General features: G+C 56.9%; 18 protein-coding genes. 15 read left to right on the top strand and 3 right to left on the bottom strand.

What is annotated here, in order from left to right; genetic code table 11:
* Positions 1-97 precede the first annotated feature (97 nt).
* Entirely contained in the window at positions 98-1,351 is a 1,254-nt protein-coding gene (gene glyA / locus KW829_RS05765; RefSeq protein ID WP_046888197.1) for a serine hydroxymethyltransferase, read from the top strand.
* A gap of 54 nt (positions 1,352-1,405) precedes the next feature.
* Here the strand turns inward: glyA and KW829_RS05760 are convergent, their stop codons facing one another.
* Complete coding sequence (locus KW829_RS05760; RefSeq protein WP_032653045.1) at positions 1,406-1,828, bottom strand: DoxX family protein; 423 nt, start codon at positions 1,826-1,828, stop codon at positions 1,406-1,408.
* Between the two features lie 172 nt (positions 1,829-2,000).
* Here KW829_RS05760 and KW829_RS05755 point away from each other — a divergent pair, with 172 nt between their 5' ends.
* Positions 2,001-3,140, top strand: a complete 1,140-nt coding sequence (locus KW829_RS05755) for a 3-phenylpropionate MFS transporter (RefSeq protein ID WP_218307782.1) — start codon at positions 2,001-2,003, stop codon at positions 3,138-3,140.
* On the opposite strand, the gene csiE is transcribed toward KW829_RS05755, so the two are convergent.
* Entirely contained in the window at positions 3,141-4,418 is a 1,278-nt protein-coding gene (csiE, locus tag KW829_RS05750; RefSeq protein WP_218307781.1) for a stationary phase inducible protein CsiE, read from the bottom strand.
* A 125-nt stretch (positions 4,419-4,543) separates the two neighbouring features.
* Between csiE and KW829_RS05745 the strand changes: the two genes are divergently transcribed.
* Positions 4,544-5,182 (top strand): DUF1007 family protein, encoded by a 639-nt coding sequence (locus tag KW829_RS05745; protein WP_089597798.1) that lies wholly within the window; start codon positions 4,544-4,546, stop codon positions 5,180-5,182.
* Positions 5,173-6,153, top strand: coding sequence for a nickel/cobalt transporter (locus KW829_RS05740; protein WP_218307780.1), 981 nt, complete (start codon positions 5,173-5,175; stop codon positions 6,151-6,153). The genes KW829_RS05745 and KW829_RS05740 overlap by 10 nt, the downstream gene beginning before the upstream one ends.
* A 40-nt stretch (positions 6,154-6,193) precedes the next feature.
* On the opposite strand, the gene suhB is transcribed toward KW829_RS05740, so the two are convergent.
* Positions 6,194-6,997 (bottom strand): inositol-1-monophosphatase, encoded by an 804-nt coding sequence (gene suhB / locus KW829_RS05735; RefSeq protein WP_010434013.1) that lies wholly within the window; start codon positions 6,995-6,997, stop codon positions 6,194-6,196.
* Positions 6,998-7,128: 131 nt separating this feature from the next.
* On the opposite strand from suhB, the gene trmJ reads away from it, so the two are divergent.
* The 11 genes from trmJ to sseB all read left to right on the top strand — a co-directional run bounded on the left by trmJ (position 7,129) and on the right by sseB (position 15,879).
* Positions 7,129-7,857 carry a tRNA (cytosine(32)/uridine(32)-2'-O)-methyltransferase TrmJ gene (trmJ, locus tag KW829_RS05730; RefSeq protein ID WP_010434012.1) on the top strand — a complete coding sequence of 243 codons (729 nt, stop codon included), beginning with the start codon at positions 7,129-7,131 and terminating at the stop codon, positions 7,855-7,857.
* Between the two features lie 216 nt (positions 7,858-8,073).
* Positions 8,074-8,565, top strand: a complete 492-nt coding sequence (iscR, locus tag KW829_RS05725; RefSeq protein ID WP_089597799.1) for a Fe-S cluster assembly transcriptional regulator IscR — start codon at positions 8,074-8,076, stop codon at positions 8,563-8,565.
* 117 nt (positions 8,566-8,682) lie between these two features.
* Positions 8,683-9,897, top strand: a complete 1,215-nt coding sequence (iscS, locus tag KW829_RS05720) for a cysteine desulfurase (RefSeq protein ID WP_020883022.1) — start codon at positions 8,683-8,685, stop codon at positions 9,895-9,897.
* A gap of 24 nt (positions 9,898-9,921) precedes the next feature.
* On the top strand, positions 9,922-10,308 hold the full coding sequence (iscU, locus tag KW829_RS05715; RefSeq protein WP_003860661.1) for a Fe-S cluster assembly scaffold IscU: 387 nt from the start codon (positions 9,922-9,924) through the stop codon (positions 10,306-10,308).
* 13 nt (positions 10,309-10,321) lie between these two features.
* Entirely contained in the window at positions 10,322-10,645 is a 324-nt protein-coding gene (iscA, locus tag KW829_RS05710; protein ID WP_003860659.1) for an iron-sulfur cluster assembly protein IscA, read from the top strand.
* A 79-nt stretch (positions 10,646-10,724) separates the two neighbouring features.
* Complete coding sequence (gene hscB, locus KW829_RS05705; RefSeq protein WP_218307779.1) at positions 10,725-11,240, top strand: co-chaperone HscB; 516 nt, start codon at positions 10,725-10,727, stop codon at positions 11,238-11,240.
* A 14-nt stretch (positions 11,241-11,254) separates the two neighbouring features.
* Positions 11,255-13,105 (top strand): Fe-S protein assembly chaperone HscA, encoded by a 1,851-nt coding sequence (gene hscA / locus KW829_RS05700; protein ID WP_218307778.1) that lies wholly within the window; start codon positions 11,255-11,257, stop codon positions 13,103-13,105.
* A gap of 1 nt (position 13,106) precedes the next feature.
* Complete coding sequence (gene fdx, locus KW829_RS05695; protein ID WP_003860652.1) at positions 13,107-13,442, top strand: ISC system 2Fe-2S type ferredoxin; 336 nt, start codon at positions 13,107-13,109, stop codon at positions 13,440-13,442.
* A 1-nt stretch (position 13,443) separates the two neighbouring features.
* Complete coding sequence (gene iscX, locus KW829_RS05690) at positions 13,444-13,644, top strand: Fe-S cluster assembly protein IscX (RefSeq protein ID WP_003860650.1); 201 nt, start codon at positions 13,444-13,446, stop codon at positions 13,642-13,644.
* Between the two features lie 60 nt (positions 13,645-13,704).
* Positions 13,705-14,991, top strand: a complete 1,287-nt coding sequence (gene pepB / locus KW829_RS05685; RefSeq protein WP_003860647.1) for an aminopeptidase PepB — start codon at positions 13,705-13,707, stop codon at positions 14,989-14,991.
* A 111-nt stretch (positions 14,992-15,102) separates the two neighbouring features.
* Positions 15,103-15,879, top strand: coding sequence for an enhanced serine sensitivity protein SseB (sseB, locus tag KW829_RS05680; RefSeq protein WP_042718123.1), 777 nt, complete (start codon positions 15,103-15,105; stop codon positions 15,877-15,879).
* Positions 15,880-15,887 lie beyond the last annotated feature (8 nt).

The following is a 15,887-nucleotide window of genomic DNA, read 5'->3' as shown; positions in this document are numbered from 1 at the left end:
GTTATCGCAGAACTATTCAGTTATACTGTTGCCCGTCGTCCAACAGGACTGCCTTTTCAGGCCAAAATTTACTTGTTAGCTGAGTCAGGAGATGCGGATGTTAAAGCGTGAAATGAACATTGCCGATTATGATGCCGAACTGTGGCAGGCTATGGAGCAGGAAAAAGTACGTCAGGAAGAGCACATCGAACTGATCGCCTCCGAAAACTACACCAGCCCGCGCGTGATGCAGGCGCAGGGTTCTCAGCTGACCAACAAATACGCTGAAGGTTATCCGGGCAAGCGCTACTACGGCGGTTGCGAGTACGTTGATATCGTTGAGCAGCTGGCGATTGACCGTGCGAAAGAACTCTTTGGCGCAGACTACGCGAACGTGCAGCCGCACTCAGGCTCTCAGGCTAACTTCGCTGTCTACACCGCGCTGCTGCAGCCGGGCGATACCGTTCTGGGTATGAACCTGGCGCAGGGCGGCCACCTGACTCACGGCTCCCCGGTTAACTTCTCCGGCAAACTGTACAACATCATCCCTTACGGTATTGATGAGTCCGGTAAAATTGACTACGAAGACATGGCTAAGCAGGCCAAAGAGCACAAACCGAAGATGATCATCGGTGGCTTCTCTGCTTACTCCGGTATCGTTGACTGGGCAAAAATGCGTGAAATCGCAGACAGCATCGGTGCTTACCTGTTCGTTGATATGGCGCACGTTGCGGGTCTGATCGCGGCAGGCGTTTACCCGAACCCGGTTCCACACGCTCACGTTGTGACCACCACCACCCACAAAACCCTGGCGGGTCCACGCGGTGGCCTGATCCTGGCGAAAGGCGGTGACGAAGAGCTGTATAAGAAACTGAACTCCGCCGTGTTCCCAAGCGCGCAGGGCGGCCCGCTGATGCACGTTATCGCCGCAAAAGCGGTAGCGCTGAAAGAAGCGATGGAGCCAGAGTTCAAGGTTTATCAGCAGCAGGTTGCCAAAAACGCCAAAGCGATGGTGGAAGTGTTCCTGAGCCGTGGCTACAAAGTGGTGTCTGGCGGTACTGAAAACCACCTGTTCCTGCTGGATCTGGTTGATAAGAACCTGACCGGTAAAGAAGCTGACGCAGCCCTGGGCCGCGCCAACATCACCGTGAACAAAAACAGCGTGCCAAACGATCCGAAGAGCCCGTTCGTGACCTCCGGTATCCGTATCGGTTCTCCGGCCGTGACTCGCCGCGGCTTCAAAGAAGCGGAAGTGAAAGAGCTGGCGGGCTGGATGTGTGACGTTCTGGACAACATCAATGACGAAGCGGTTATCGAGCGCGTCAAAGGTAAAGTTCTGGATATCTGCGCACGCTTCCCGGTATACGCATAATCCCTCTGCTTTGCAGAAATAAAAAAGGCCGCGCTTGCGGCCTTTTTTTATGGGCTAACGTCGGTCAAGAGATATGGCCCCCGGTCCCACAATCGCCAGCAAAATAAATGCGCCAGCAATACTCACATTCTTATAGAAGTTAATCATGTTCGGCACAACCGCATCACCGGTCATATCCCAGTAATGGTGGCCTATCACCGCCGTTCCCAGCGTATAAAAGACAAAGAGCACCGCGATGGGGCGGGTGAAAAAGCCCAGCACGATCAGAATTGCCGCGGGGACTTCCATCACCACCGCAATAATCGCGGCCAGCATAGGCATGGGGGCGCCGAGCGACGTCATATACTGAACGGTGCCGCTAAACCCTGTGAGTTTGGGATAGCCAAAAATAATAAACAGGACAACGATAGCAATACGGGCAATCAAAAGCAGGAAAGAACGTGAGGAGCCGAAATCGAAATAACGTAAGCTGTTCATGGCAAACGACCTCTTCAGGCGATGTTCTTTAAACGTAATACAATTTTGCCGCTCTCGCCATACGCCGACCGGCCGTCCATGATGTTAATTTATCGTTAATTTATAGCGCGCTAACGACTTGCTAAAGTGCAGGATAAACGCCAGACTATCGCCTCCATTTCGGGAGGGATTCATGGTCTTGCATTCCACGCGCTGGCTGGCGCTCAGCTACTTCACCTACTTCTTTAGCTACGGTATTTTTCTGCCTTTCTGGAGCGTCTGGCTCAAGGGAATCGGCCTCATCCCTGAGTCCATCGGTGTTCTGCTTGGCGCAGGACTGGTGGCGCGTTTCCTGGGCAGTCTGCTGATTGCGCCGCGCGTCAGCGATCCCTCCTTACTGATCAAGGCCGTGCGCATACTTGCGCTGCTCACTCTGGTCTTTGTCGCCTGCTTCTGGGTGAGTCAGCAGTTTGCCTGGCTGATGGTGGTGATGGTTGGCTTCAACCTGTTCTTCTCACCGCTGGTGCCGCTGACGGATGCCCTGGCGAACACCTGGCAAAAGCAGATCACCATGGACTATGGCCGCGTGCGTCTCTGGGGATCGATTGCGTTCGTGATCGGCTCGGCGCTGGTGGGTAAGCTGGTCAGCCTGTACGACTATCACGCCATCCTTGCGTTACTGAGCGTGGGTATTGCCTCCATGCTGCTGGGGATGCTGTTGCGTCCGTCGGTAATGCCGCAGGGCGAAAGCCGTCACCAGGAGAGCGCAGGCTGGCCGGCCTGGCGGAGCCTGGTGGCACAAAGCTGGCGTTTTCTGGCGTGCGTTTGCCTCCTTCAGGGGGCGCATGCGGCGTACTATGGGTTCAGCGCCATCTACTGGCAGGGGGCGGGCTACTCTGCTTCTGCGGTAGGCTACCTGTGGTCGCTCGGCGTCGTGGCGGAAGTGATCATCTTTGCGCTCAGTAAAAAACTGTTCCGTCGCTTCGGCGCGCGCGATTTGCTGCTGCTTTCTGCCGTGTGCGGCGTGGCACGCTGGGGGATTATGGGCTGGACGACCGAACTGCCGTGGCTGATTCTGGCGCAAATTCTGCACTGCGGTACCTTTACCGTGTGCCACCTGGCGGCGATGCGCTACATCTCTGCGCGAGAGGGTGGGGATGTGATTCGACTGCAGGCGGTCTACTCTGCGGTGGCAATGGGCGGCAGCATAGCCGTGATGACGGTCTTTGCAGGCTTCCTGTATCAGCACCTTGGGCACGGCGTATTCTGGGTGATGGCGCTCGTTGCACTACCCGCAATGCTCGTTCGCCCCAAAGTGACGGCACGGGCGTAACTAGGATTCCAGCATCGCGCGAATATGTTCTTGCTGCTGCGCGTTCAATGTCTCAACGGCATGGATCAGCGGCGGCGAGAACAACGGCAGGGCGGTTGGGTAAGGGGTGATCACCAGCGCAGCTTCACGGGGCGCACCTTCCTTCTGAAACGCGTGCAGAGTCAGATAACGAATATTGAGCGGCAACAGCGTCAGCTCGCGCAGCTGCTGCTCAATCAACGCTTCACATGCTTTATCTTCCCCGGTCAGTAACACCACCTGTTTTTCATGCAGATCGGTCTCCTGCATCAGCCAGGCACCAAAAATCACCGCCACCAGGCTCATCTCTTCATCGGAGAAACGCAGCCCGAACTCTGCTTCCAGCTCAAACAGCGCCTCTTTGGTGGTGCGTAACAGCCGCGGATAAAGCCGATGAATCTCTTCCGGCAGGCTGTTATCGATGCCGATTTCAAACAGTGAGCGATCTAACGCCTGAGCAAGATGGATATAAAGCTGATCGGTCAGCCCTTGTTCATCGCTAAAATTCATCCCGGTTTGGGCCCGAAAGCGCGCGATCATCCGCACTATGGTGCGGCGCAGGCGTTGATCCTGCTGATGTCTGTCAAGCACCGGATCGGGGGTGCGCAGCATCATAAACAGCAGCGCGAGGAACAGCTGTTCATCGCTGTGCGTTCCCTGCGGAACACGCCGTTTCCAGTGGCGCACGATTTCCTGCGCGGTGAAATATTCCCCTCTCGATTGCGTCCAGCTGCGCTGAACGTGGGAAAACTGCGGCGTATTGCCCAGATGATGCTGGATCAGACAGTATTGCAAAAACAGCTGTAAAAACTGTACGTCGCGGCAGTCAAACGGACGCTGAAGCTTTCGCGAGCAGAAGTTGATCAATGCTCGCAGGTTGGTGTCATCATAGAGTGGACGAGCGATGCCCTGCTGTTTAAGTGCGGTTTTAAGCGCGGGAGTAAACTGGTGAGAGACGAACTGCGGGCAAAGCCGAAGTGCCCTGCGCAGCCAGTGCAGCAGGCATAAACGCTGATTCAGGACCGAACCTTCAATTCGGTAGCTGCCGTCGAGGTGCGTGACGATATCAAGCCGATGATAGCGCTGGATTTCATCGCGCGTCTCGGCTATATCTTGCCGTGCCATTGCGTCGTCCACGCCATTCGCAGCGATTATGTTCTGTGCGGTGACGGCAGCATCGGGCAGGTAAAGCATCAAAAGCACCTGGCAGCGGCGCTGCGAACTGGAAAGCACAGATGGAATTTCAAGCGTCGTCATCATCTGTCGGGTATCCAGTGTGAATGTTTGATAAGAATAGCTAAAGGATGGGCGCTGAAAAGCGCGCCGGCAGGCCTTTCATTCAGGATTGCTGGGGAACATCACAGAATTTTTGACGTGAGGAATTGATGCAAATAGTTAAACACAGCGCGATGGCGTTATTTTTGGCGGTTATCACCTTTGCCGTCAGCGCACATCCTCACAGTTTTATCAGCCTGAAAACCGAGCTTGTGACGGACGGCACGCAGCTCAGCGGCCTGAAAATGCGCTGGACGATGGATGAAATCACCTCGGCGGATCTGCTCTATGATGCGGGAAACGCAAAGCCTGGCGATGAGATCTGGAAAAAGCTGGCGGCAGAAGTGATGGCCAACGTGCTCGGTCAGCACTATTTCACCGAGTTCTGGCATAACGGACAAAAGGTCAAATTTCTTAACCGGCCCACGGAATACGGTATGACGCGAGACGGGCATCAGGCGGTGCTGACGTTTATTCTCCCGCTGGCACACCCTCAGCCGCTGGCAGGGCAAAAGTATCGTTTCTCCACCTTTGACCCCACCTACTATGTCGATATGAGCTACGCCGAGGACAGCGACGTGCAGCTTCCGGCATCGCTACAAAAGAAATGCAAGCTTACCGTCCACACGCCAAAGCCCAGCGAAGAGACGCTGAACTTTGCGGTCTCTCTCGACAAAGAAGATGCGCCACCGGAGGACATGGAGCTGGGTAAACAGTTTGCGCAGGAGGTAACGTTACAATGTCAGTGATCTCCTCTTCGCATCAAAAACCGCGCCGCTGGCTTCATCTCTGGCCACTTGCGCTTTTTCTCCTGCTCGCCGTTTGCGGTTCGCTCTGGCTGTGGCAGGCCTGGCCGCAGGTGATGATGAAAAGCGTCATCTGGCAGCGTGAAGTCAATCAACAGATGAGCGGGCTGCTGAAGGCTGTGGCGGAGAACCCGACAAAAGCGGGCGGTTCCCTGCTGGCGTTTAGCTTTATCTATGGTGTTCTGCACGCGCTGGGGCCGGGGCACGGCAAAATCGTCATCACCACCTGGCTTGCTACCCATCCCTCGAAGTTGAGATCGAGCATTGGCCTGACGCTGGCCTCCTCGCTGCTGCAGGGCGGCGTGGCGATTGCGCTCGTCGTGATAGTCCTTTCACTCTTACAGCTGCCTGCCCGTCAGCTACACATGAGCAGCTTCTGGCTTGAAAAAGGGAGCTATGCGCTAGTGGGCGTGCTGGGGCTGATCCTCTGCTGGCGGGCGCTCAAAAAGCTGCGCGTGCTGCTGCAAAAGCCGAAATTCAAGACCTTTACGCCGCACCACGTTCATGATGAAAACTGCGGATGCGGGCATCAGCATCTGCCCACGGAGGAACAATTACAGAACGGCGACGACTGGCGCGCGCGGCTGATGATTGTTCTCTCGATGGGTATGCGCCCGTGCTCGGGGGCGATCATGGTGCTGCTGTTCAGTAAGGTAATCGGCGTGTTTGGCTGGGGAATGCTGTCCGCGCTGGCGATGGCGGCAGGAACGTCTCTCACCATTTCGTCTTTAGCGCTGCTGGTACACAGCTTTCGTCAGCTGGCGGTTAAACTCAGCGGCAATAAAACGCCGGTGCTGTGGCGACAGGTAGGGTGGACTACGCTCGCGCTGGCGGGCGGGATGATTCTGCTGGTGGCGGCGGTGACGATGTGGATGAGTGCGGTGGCGCCAGGAAGGGGATTGCGGCCGTTTTAGTTGGGATCCCCTCTCCCTGTGGGAGAGGGGATTTTCGGCACTAGCGCTTCAGCGCATCGCTCAGTTCTTCACGCATATTTGCCAGCATGGCTTTAACAACGCGTGGGTTACCTGCAACGATGTTGCCGGTGGTCATGTAGTTGTGGCCGCCGGTGAAATCGCAAACAATCGCGCCTGCTTCACGTGCGATCAGCTCGCCCGCCGCAAAGTCCCATGGCTTCAGTGACAGCTCGAAGTAACCGTCAACGCGGCCGGTCGCAACGTAGGCCAGATCCAGCGCTGCAGAACCGGTGCGACGGAAATCTGCGCATTCGGTGAACAGTTTGCCCAGGATATTCATATAGGTCGTCGCGTGCTGTTTCGCCTTGAACGGGAAACCAGTCGCCAGAATGGTGCCGTCCAGATCGCGTGCATTGCTGCAGCGCAGGCGGTAGCCGTTCAGCTGAGCGCCCTGACCGCGGGTAGCGGTGAACAGTTCGTTACGCATTGGATCGTAAACAACGGCGACTTCAGTACGGCCTTTAATGCGTACTGCGATAGACACAGAGAAGTGTGGCAGGCGTTTGACGAAGTTGGTGGTGCCATCCAGTGGATCGATAACCCATTGAACATCCTGATCGGTACCTTCATGTTCACCGCTTTCTTCGGTGATGATGGTGTGCTGTGGGTAAGATTTGCGGATCGTTTCGATAATAATCGCTTCTGCGGCTTTATCGACGTTAGTCACGAAATCATTGCTGCCTTTCTGGCTGGTTTCTACGGAGTCTGGGGTTTCGTAGTGTTTGGCAATTACATTACCCGCCTTGCGCGCTGCGCGCACGGCGATGGTCAGCATCGGATGCATCGGTCTCTCTCACTGGATGTTAAAGAACAGGAAAATCGGCGCAGAGTATAGCAGCGGGATCGGATTATGTCTCCCGTTTATGATAATATGCCCGAATATTCTTCAGACACAGAATCCAGACATCTAAAATTATGCTGCAAAACATTCGAATCGTGCTGGTCGAAACATCGCACACCGGCAACATGGGCTCCGTTGCCCGCGCTATGAAAACCATGGGCTTAACGAACCTGTGGCTGGTTAACCCGCTGGTAAAACCAGACTCGCAGGCCATCGCCCTGGCGGCCGGTGCCAGCGACGTGATCGGCAACGCCCAGATCGTCGATACCCTTGATGAAGCCCTGGCCGGTTGCAGCCTCGTTGTCGGCACAAGCGCGCGCTCCCGCACGCTGCCGTGGCCGATGCTGGACCCGCGCGAATGCGGCCTGAAAAGTGTCTCAGAAGCGGAACAGGCCCCGGTTGCGCTGGTGTTTGGCCGTGAGCGCGTTGGCCTGACCAACGACGAACTGCAAAAGTGCCACTATCACGTCGCCATCGCGGCGAACCCGGAATACAGCTCGCTGAACCTGGCGATGGCGGTGCAGGTTATCGCCTATGAAGTGCGTATGGCGTGGCTGGCGACGCAGGAAAAAGAGCGTACCGAGCCTCAGGAAGAGAGCGCCTACCCGCTGGTGGACGACCTTGAGCGCTTCTACGGTCACCTGGAGCAGACGCTGCTCTCAACCGGCTTTATCCGCGAAGGTCACCCGGGACAGGTGATGAACAAGCTGCGCCGTATGTTCACCCGCGCGCGTCCGGAAAGCCAGGAGCTGAACATCCTGCGCGGGATCCTGGCGTCGATTGAGCAGAAGAATAAAGAGTAGTGTTGATTTCCCCCTCTCCCCGTGGGAGAGGGCTGGGGTGAGGGCATCAGGCCGCACCTATATTATGAAGGCACAGAACGTTAAATACCTGACTAAAACAGTCAAGTAAATAGTTGACCATTTTAGTCAGGAATGTCAGACTTGGCCCTGCTATGCAATACCCCCATTTTACAATAAAAAACCCCGGGCAGGGGCGAGTTTGAGGTTAAGTAAGACATGAGACTGACATCTAAAGGGCGTTATGCCGTGACCGCGATGCTGGACGTTGCGCTCAACTCCGAAGCGGGCCCGGTTCCGTTGGCTGATATTTCTGAACGACAGGGGATCTCCCTCTCTTATCTGGAACAGCTGTTCTCCAGACTGCGTAAAAATGGACTGGTTTCCAGCGTTCGTGGCCCAGGCGGCGGCTATCTGCTGGGTAAAGACGCGGGCAGTATTGCAGTTGGCGAAGTGATCAGTGCCGTTGACGAATCCGTTGACGCGACCCGTTGCCAGGGTAAAGGCGGCTGCCAGGGCGGCGATAAGTGCCTGACCCACGCGCTGTGGCGCGATCTGAGCGACCGTCTGACCGGCTTCCTGAACAACATCACCCTGGGTGAACTGGTGAATAACCAGGAAGTTCTGGACGTATCGGGTCGTCAGCAAAGCCATGAATCACAACGCAGCACCCGCGCGCAAGACGCTATCGACGTCAAACTGCGCGCGTAATAAAAAGATAAGTATTTCAGAATCAGGCCGGGGCGGTCACGCCCCGTGTACTCGGTCGTACATCCAGCCGGTTGCCTGATTCCTTGCATTGAAGCGATGTACGGAGTTTAAAGAGCAATGAAATTACCGATTTATCTCGACTACTCCGCAACCACGCCGGTGGACCCGCGTGTTGCCGAGAAAATGATGCAGTGTCTGACCCTGGACGGAAACTTTGGTAACCCAGCTTCCCGTTCACACCGTTTTGGCTGGCATGCTGAAGAGGCGGTTGATATCGCCCGTAATCAGATTGCTGACCTGGTCGGTGCCGACCCGCGTGAAATTGTTTTCACCTCCGGTGCGACCGAATCCGACAACCTGGCGATCAAAGGTGCAGCCAACTTTTATCAGAAAAAAGGCAAGCACATCATCACCAGCAAAACCGAACACAAAGCCGTGCTGGACACCTGCCGTCAGCTGGAGCGTGAAGGGTTCGACGTGACTTACCTGGCGCCGCAGAGCAACGGGATCATCGACCTGAAAGAGCTCGAAGCGGCCATGCGTGATGACACCATTCTGGTTTCCATCATGCACGTTAACAACGAAATCGGCGTCGTTCAGGACATCGCGACCATCGGTGAAATGTGCCGCGCGCGCGGTATCATCTACCACGTAGACGCGACCCAGAGCGTGGGCAAACTGCCTATCGACCTGAGCCAGCTGAAAGTCGACCTGATGTCCTTCTCCGGTCACAAAATCTATGGCCCGAAAGGGATCGGCGCGCTGTACGTTCGTCGTAAACCGCGTATCCGCATCGAAGCACAGATGCACGGTGGCGGTCACGAGCGCGGCATGCGTTCCGGTACGCTGCCTGTTCACCAGATCGTGGGCATGGGCGAAGCGTACCGCATCGCGAAAGAAGAGATGGAAACCGAGATGGCGCGCCTGCGCACGCTGCGTAACCGTCTGTGGGACGGCGTGAAGGATATGGAAGAAGTGTATCTGAACGGCGATCTCGAGCAGGGCGCACCGAACATCCTCAACGTCAGCTTCAACTATGTTGAAGGCGAATCGCTGATCATGGCGCTGAAAGACCTGGCCGTTTCTTCCGGTTCTGCCTGTACGTCTGCAAGCCTTGAGCCATCCTACGTGCTGCGCGCGCTGGGCATGACTGACGAGCTGGCACACAGCTCTATCCGTTTCTCTTTAGGTCGTTTCACTACCGAAGAAGAGATTGACTACACCATCAAGCTGGTTCGCAACTCCATCGGCCGTCTGCGCGACCTTTCTCCACTGTGGGAAATGTTCAAGCAGGGCGTGGATCTGAACAGCATTGAATGGTCACATCACTAATCGGTACATAAGGAGAATTCAATCATGGCATACAGCGAAAAAGTCATCGATCATTACGAGAACCCGCGCAACGTTGGCTCATTTGACAACAGCGACGAATCTGTCGGTAGCGGTATGGTTGGCGCACCGGCGTGTGGCGACGTGATGAAGTTGCAGATTAAAGTCAACAATGAAGGTATCATTGAAGACGCGCGCTTCAAGACCTACGGCTGCGGTTCTGCTATCGCATCCAGCTCCCTGGTGACCGAATGGGTGAAGGGCAAGTCTCTGGACGAAGCACAGGCAATCAAGAACACCGATATTGCTGAAGAACTCGAACTGCCACCGGTGAAAATTCACTGTTCAATTCTGGCAGAAGACGCGATCAAAGCCGCCATTGCGGACTATAAAAGCAAACGTGAAGCAAAATAATTGAGGTTTGAGTATGTCGATTACCCTTAGCGACAGCGCTGCCGCGCGAGTAAGCTCTTTTCTGGCGAACCGTGGTAAAGGCTTTGGCCTGCGACTGGGCGTACGTACCTCCGGCTGTTCTGGTATGGCTTACGTACTGGAGTTTGTTGATGAGCCGGCGTCTGACGACACCGTGTTTGAAGACAAAGGCGTGAAGGTGGTGGTCGATGGCAAAAGCCTGCAATTCCTCAACGGCACTCAGCTGGACTTCGTTAAAGAAGGCCTGAACGAAGGGTTCAAATTCACGAACCCGAACGTCAAAGACGAGTGTGGTTGCGGCGAAAGCTTCCACGTTTAACCGCGCGTCATCCGAAACCCCACCGTGGCTTACCTGCTGCGCGTGGGGTTTGTTCTAACAGGCTACCCCTGAGATTGTTATGGATTACTTCACTCTCTTCGGACTACCCGCTCAATACCCGATTGATCTCCAGGCGCTGACGATCCGTTTTCAGGATCTGCAGCGTCAGTATCATCCGGATAAATTCGCCAGTGGCACGCAGTCAGAGCAACTGGCTGCGGTATCGCACTCTGCGACCATCAACCAGGCCTGGCAGACGCTGCGCCATCCGCTGGCGCGTGCAGAATATCTGCTTTCGCTCCACGGCTTTGATCTCGCGAGCGAGCAGCACACCGTGCGCGACACGGTATTTCTGATGGAACAGCTGGAGCTTCGCGAAGAGCTCGATGAGATTGAACAGGCCAAAGACGAAGCGCGTCTGGAAAGCTTTATCACGCGCGTGAAGGGCATGTTCGATACCCGTCATCAGCAGATGGTGGAGCAACTGAACAACGAGACCTGGGACGTGGCGGCAGACACTGTGCGCAAACTCCGTTTTCTCGATAAACTGCGAAGCAGTGCTGAACAACTCGAAGAAAAGCTGCTCGATTTTTAATTTCGGAAGCAATTATGGCCTTATTACAAATTAGTGAGCCTGGCTTAAGTGCCGCACCGCACCAGCGTCGTCTGGCGGTGGGTATTGATCTTGGCACCACCAATTCCCTCGTGGCGACCGTGCGCAGCGGCCAGGCGGAAACGCTGGCTGACGAGCAGGGCCGCCATCTGCTGCCTTCCGTGGTCCACTACCAGCAGCAGGGTCACGCGGTTGGCTATGACGCCCGCGCCAACGCCGCGCGCGATCCGGCCAACACCATCAGCTCCGTCAAGCGCATGATGGGCCGCTCGCTGGCCGATATCCAGACCCGCTATCCGCATCTCCCTTACCAGCTCCAGGCCAGTGAAAACGGCCTGCCGATGATTGCAACCGCGGCCGGTCTGCTGAACCCGATCCGCGTGTCTGCTGACATCCTCAAAGCGCTGGCGGCGCGTGCGACCGCAACGCTCGGCGGCGATCTGGACGGCGTAGTCATTACCGTTCCGGCCTATTTTGACGACGCACAGCGCCAGGGCACCAAAGACGCCGCGCGTCTGGCGGGCCTGCACGTGCTGCGACTGCTGAACGAACCGACGGCGGCGGCGATTGCCTACGGCCTCGATTCCGGTCAGGAAGGGGTCATTGCGGTTTACGATCTCGGCGGCGGTACCTTTGATATCTCGATCCTGCGCTTAAGCCGCGGGGTGTTTGAAGTGCTGGCGACCGGCGGGGATTCCGCGCTGGGCGGCGATGACTTCGACCATCTGCTGGCGGATTACATCCGCGAGCAGGCGGGCATCAGCGATCGCAGCGATGCGCGCGTACAGCGTGAACTACTGGATGCAGCTATCGACGCCAAAATCGCCCTGAGCGATGCGCAGACGGTATCTGTTAACGTTGCGGGCTGGCAGGGGGACATCACCCGCGACCAGTTCAGCGATCTGATTGCCCCGCTGGTGAAACGCACCCTGCTGGCCTGCCGTCGCGCATTGAAGGATGCAGGCGTTGAGGCGAACGAGGTGCTGGAAGTGGTCATGGTGGGCGGTTCTACGCGCGTGCCGCTGGTGCGCGAGCGCGTGGGCGAATTCTTTGGCCGCACGCCGCTGACCTCCATCGACCCGGACAAAGTGGTTGCCGTGGGTGCCGCAATCCAGGCCGATATTCTGGTCGGCAACAAGCCGGACAGCGAAATGCTGCTGCTGGACGTCATCCCGCTGTCGCTGGGGTTAGAAACCATGGGCGGCCTGGTGGAGAAAGTGATCCCGCGTAATACCACCATCCCGGTGGCGCGCGCGCAGGAGTTTACCACCTTCAAAGACGGCCAGACCGCGATGTCCATCCACGTGATGCAGGGCGAACGCGAGCTGGTGCAGGACTGCCGTTCACTGGCGCGCTTTGCGCTGCGCGGCATCCCGGCGCTGCCTGCGGGCGGGGCGCATATTCGCGTCACTTTCCAGGTGGATGCGGACGGCCTGCTGAGCGTCACGGCGATGGAAAAATCCACCGGCGTGGAATCGTCCATCCAGGTGAAGCCGTCCTACGGCCTGACCGATGGCGAAATCGCCTCCATGATTCAGGACTCAATGAGCTACGCCGAGCAGGATGTGAAGGCGCGTATGCTGGCTGAACAAAAAGTTGAAGCCGCACGCGTGCTGGAAAGCCTTAACGGCGCGCTCGCTGCCGATGCCGCGCTGTTAAGCGCCGCTGAGCGTCAGGTGATTGACGACGCTGCCGCGCGCTTGAGCGCAGTGGCCGAAGGCAATGACGCTGACGCAATAGAAGAAGCCATTAAAAACGTTGATAAACAAACCCAGGACTTTGCTGCTCGCCGCATGGACAAATCTGTCCGCGTCGCGCTGAAAGGCCAGTCCGTGGACGAGGTTTAATATGCCAAAGATTGTAATTTTGCCTCATGCGGACCTCTGTCCGGATGGCGCTGTTCTGGAAGCGAAGACCGGTGAAACCATTCTCGATGTTGCCCTGCGTGCAGGTATCGAAGTGGAACACGCCTGTGAAAAATCCTGTGCCTGCACCACCTGCCACTGCATCGTGCGTGAAGGTTTCGACTCTCTCGCCGAGAGCACCGAAGACGAAGACGACATGCTGGATAAAGCATGGGGTCTGGAGCCAGACAGCCGCCTGAGCTGCCAGGCCGCGGTGACCGATGAAGATCTGGTCGTGGAATTCCCACGCTACACCATCAACCACGCACGCGAGCATTGATATGGGACTGAAGTGGACAGACAGCCGTGAAATCGGCGAAGCGCTCTACGACGCGAACCCGGATCTCGATCCGAAGACCGTACGATTCACCGACATGCACCAGTGGATCTGCGATTTAGAGGATTTCGACGATGATCCAAACGCATCCAATGAAAAAATTCTGGAGGCGATTCTGTTAGTCTGGTTAGATGAAGCAGAATAAAAAACATAACGGGCTGCCTTCAGGCGGCCCGTTTGCTAGTTGCTAATAAGGAAAAATAAAATGACCGAAGCGATGAAGATTACGCTCTCGAATCAGCCTGCTGACGCGCGCTGGGGCGAGAAAGCCACCTACAGCATTAACAACGACGGCATTACCCTGCACCTGACGGGCAACGATGATTTGGGCCTGATCCAGCGCGCCGCGCGTAAAATTGACGGCCTGGGGATTAAACACGTCTCTCTGGAAGGCGAAGGCTGGGACACCGACCGTAGCTGGGCATTCTGGGCAGGCTACAAAGGCCCGAAAGGCACCCGCAAAATCGAGTGGGCTAACCTTGATGAAGCCGGTCAGAAAGAGCTGGAAAGCCGCCTGAACATTATCGACTGGGTGCGCGACACCATCAACGCTCCGGCGGAAGAGTTAGGTCCTGAGCAGCTGGCGCAGCGCGCGGTTGACCTGCTGTGCGGCGTGGCGGGTGAGAAAATGTCCTACCGCATCACCAAAGGTGAAGATCTGCGCGAGCAGAACTATATGGGTATCCACACCGTGGGGCGCGGTTCCGAGCGTCCTCCTGTATTGCTGGCGCTGGATTACAACCCAACCGGCGATAAAGAAGCGCCGGTCTTTGCCTGCCTGGTCGGGAAAGGCATTACCTTCGACACCGGCGGCTACAGCCTCAAGCAGAGCGCGTTCATGGACTCCATGAAGTCCGACATGGGCGGCGCGGCGACCATTACCGGCGCGCTGGCGTTCGCTATCACCCGTGGCCTGAACAAGCGCGTGAAGCTCTACCTGTGCTGCGCGGACAACATGGTCAGCGGTAACGCCTTCAAGCTGGGCGACATCATTCGCTACCGCAACGGCAAAAACGTTGAGGTGATGAACACCGACGCCGAAGGCCGCCTGGTGCTGGCCGATGGCCTGATCGACGCTTCTGCGCAGAAGCCAGAGCTGATTATCGACATGGCGACCCTGACCGGCGCGGCAAAAACCGCCTTGGGCAACGACTACCATGCGCTGTTCAGCTTTGACGACAAGCTGGCCGCGCGCCTGCTGGCAAGCGCTGCCGCAGAGAACGAGCCGTTCTGGCGCCTGCCGCTGGCTGAGTTCCACCGCAGCCAGCTGCCGTCCAACTTTGCCGAGCTGAACAACACCGCGAGCGCGGCGTACCCGGCGGGTGCAAGCACCGCAGCAGGCTTCCTGTCCCACTTCGTTGAGAACTACCACGAGGGCTGGCTGCACATTGACTGCTCCGCGACGTACCGTAAAGCGGCGGTTGAGCAGTGGTCTGCGGGCGCGACCGGTCTGGGCGTGCGTACCGTAGCGAACCTGCTGACGGCTGAGTAATCGTCATTGCCCTCACCCTAACCCTCTCCCACGGGGAGAGGGGATGGTTTGCTCCCTCTCCCTTGAGGGAGAGGGCTGGGGTTAGGGGGATATGCATCATCTGGAATTGTTATGTCAGAAACCAAAAACGAATTAGAAACCCTGCTGGAGCAGGCGGCGACCGAGCCCGCCCACCGTCCGGCATTTTTCCGCACGCTGCTGGAATCCACCGTCTGGGTGCCGGGCACCGCGGCGGAAGGTGAGCAGGTCGTAGAAGACAGCGCGCTGGATCTGCTGCACTGGGAAAAAGACGACGGCACCTCGGTGATCCCGTTCTTTACCTCACTGGAAGCGCTGCAGAAAGCGGTAGAAGAAGAACAGGCGTTCGTAGTGATGCCTGTACGTACCCTGTTTGAAATGACGCTGGGGCAGACGCTGTTCCTCAACGCTAAATTGCCGACCGGTAAAGAGTTCACGCCGCGTGAAATCAGCCACCTGATGGGCGAAGAAGGTAACCCGCTCAGCACTCAGGAAGTGCTGGAAGGGGGCGAAACGCTGCTGCTGTCTGAAGTGGCTGAACCGCCCGCGCAGATGATTGACTCTCTGACCACGCTGTTCAAAACGCTCAAGCCCGTCAGGCGCGCGTTCCTCTGCTCTATTAAAGAGCGCGCGGACGAGCATCCGGTACTGCTGATTGGTATTGAGGCGGACGGCGATATCGAGGATATCATTCAGGCGGCGGGAAGCGTGGCGACCGACACGCTGCCGGGCGATGAGCCGATCGATATCTGCCAGGTGAAGAACGGTGAGAAGGGCATCAGCCACTTTATTACCGAGCACATCACCCCGTTTTACGAGCGCCGCTGGGGCGGCTTCCTGCGCGATCTCAAAACTAACCGCATCATCTGATTACGGCG

Source organism: Enterobacter sp. ENT02, from assembly GCF_019219165.1.
Taxonomy (GTDB): Bacteria; Pseudomonadota; Gammaproteobacteria; order Enterobacterales; family Enterobacteriaceae; genus Enterobacter; species Enterobacter mori.
Note: the sequence above shows the minus strand (reverse complement) of the source record. Positions and strands in the feature narration are given on the sequence as shown.

Coding starts and splice junctions, on each gene's coding strand:
- KW829_RS05755 (WP_218307782.1), top strand. CDS start 2,001: ATGGTCTTGCATTCCACGCGCTGGCTGGCGCTCAGCTACTTCACCTAC.
- trmJ (WP_010434012.1), top strand. CDS start 7,129: ATGCTGCAAAACATTCGAATCGTGCTGGTCGAAACATCGCACACCGGC.
- iscU (WP_003860661.1), top strand. CDS start 9,922: ATGGCATACAGCGAAAAAGTCATCGATCATTACGAGAACCCGCGCAAC.
- pepB (WP_003860647.1), top strand. CDS start 13,705: ATGACCGAAGCGATGAAGATTACGCTCTCGAATCAGCCTGCTGACGCG.
- hscA (WP_218307778.1), top strand. CDS start 11,255: ATGGCCTTATTACAAATTAGTGAGCCTGGCTTAAGTGCCGCACCGCAC.
- hscB (WP_218307779.1), top strand. CDS start 10,725: ATGGATTACTTCACTCTCTTCGGACTACCCGCTCAATACCCGATTGAT.
- csiE (WP_218307781.1), bottom strand. CDS start 4,418: ATGATGACGACGCTTGAAATTCCATCTGTGCTTTCCAGTTCGCAGCGC.
- suhB (WP_010434013.1), bottom strand. CDS start 6,997: ATGCATCCGATGCTGACCATCGCCGTGCGCGCAGCGCGCAAGGCGGGT.
- iscX (WP_003860650.1), top strand. CDS start 13,444: ATGGGACTGAAGTGGACAGACAGCCGTGAAATCGGCGAAGCGCTCTAC.
- KW829_RS05745 (WP_089597798.1), top strand. CDS start 4,544: ATGCAAATAGTTAAACACAGCGCGATGGCGTTATTTTTGGCGGTTATC.
- KW829_RS05760 (WP_032653045.1), bottom strand. CDS start 1,828: ATGAACAGCTTACGTTATTTCGATTTCGGCTCCTCACGTTCTTTCCTG.
- iscA (WP_003860659.1), top strand. CDS start 10,322: ATGTCGATTACCCTTAGCGACAGCGCTGCCGCGCGAGTAAGCTCTTTT.
- iscR (WP_089597799.1), top strand. CDS start 8,074: ATGAGACTGACATCTAAAGGGCGTTATGCCGTGACCGCGATGCTGGAC.
- sseB (WP_042718123.1), top strand. CDS start 15,103: ATGTCAGAAACCAAAAACGAATTAGAAACCCTGCTGGAGCAGGCGGCG.
- iscS (WP_020883022.1), top strand. CDS start 8,683: ATGAAATTACCGATTTATCTCGACTACTCCGCAACCACGCCGGTGGAC.
- glyA (WP_046888197.1), top strand. CDS start 98: ATGTTAAAGCGTGAAATGAACATTGCCGATTATGATGCCGAACTGTGG.
- fdx (WP_003860652.1), top strand. CDS start 13,107: ATGCCAAAGATTGTAATTTTGCCTCATGCGGACCTCTGTCCGGATGGC.
- KW829_RS05740 (WP_218307780.1), top strand. CDS start 5,173: ATGTCAGTGATCTCCTCTTCGCATCAAAAACCGCGCCGCTGGCTTCAT.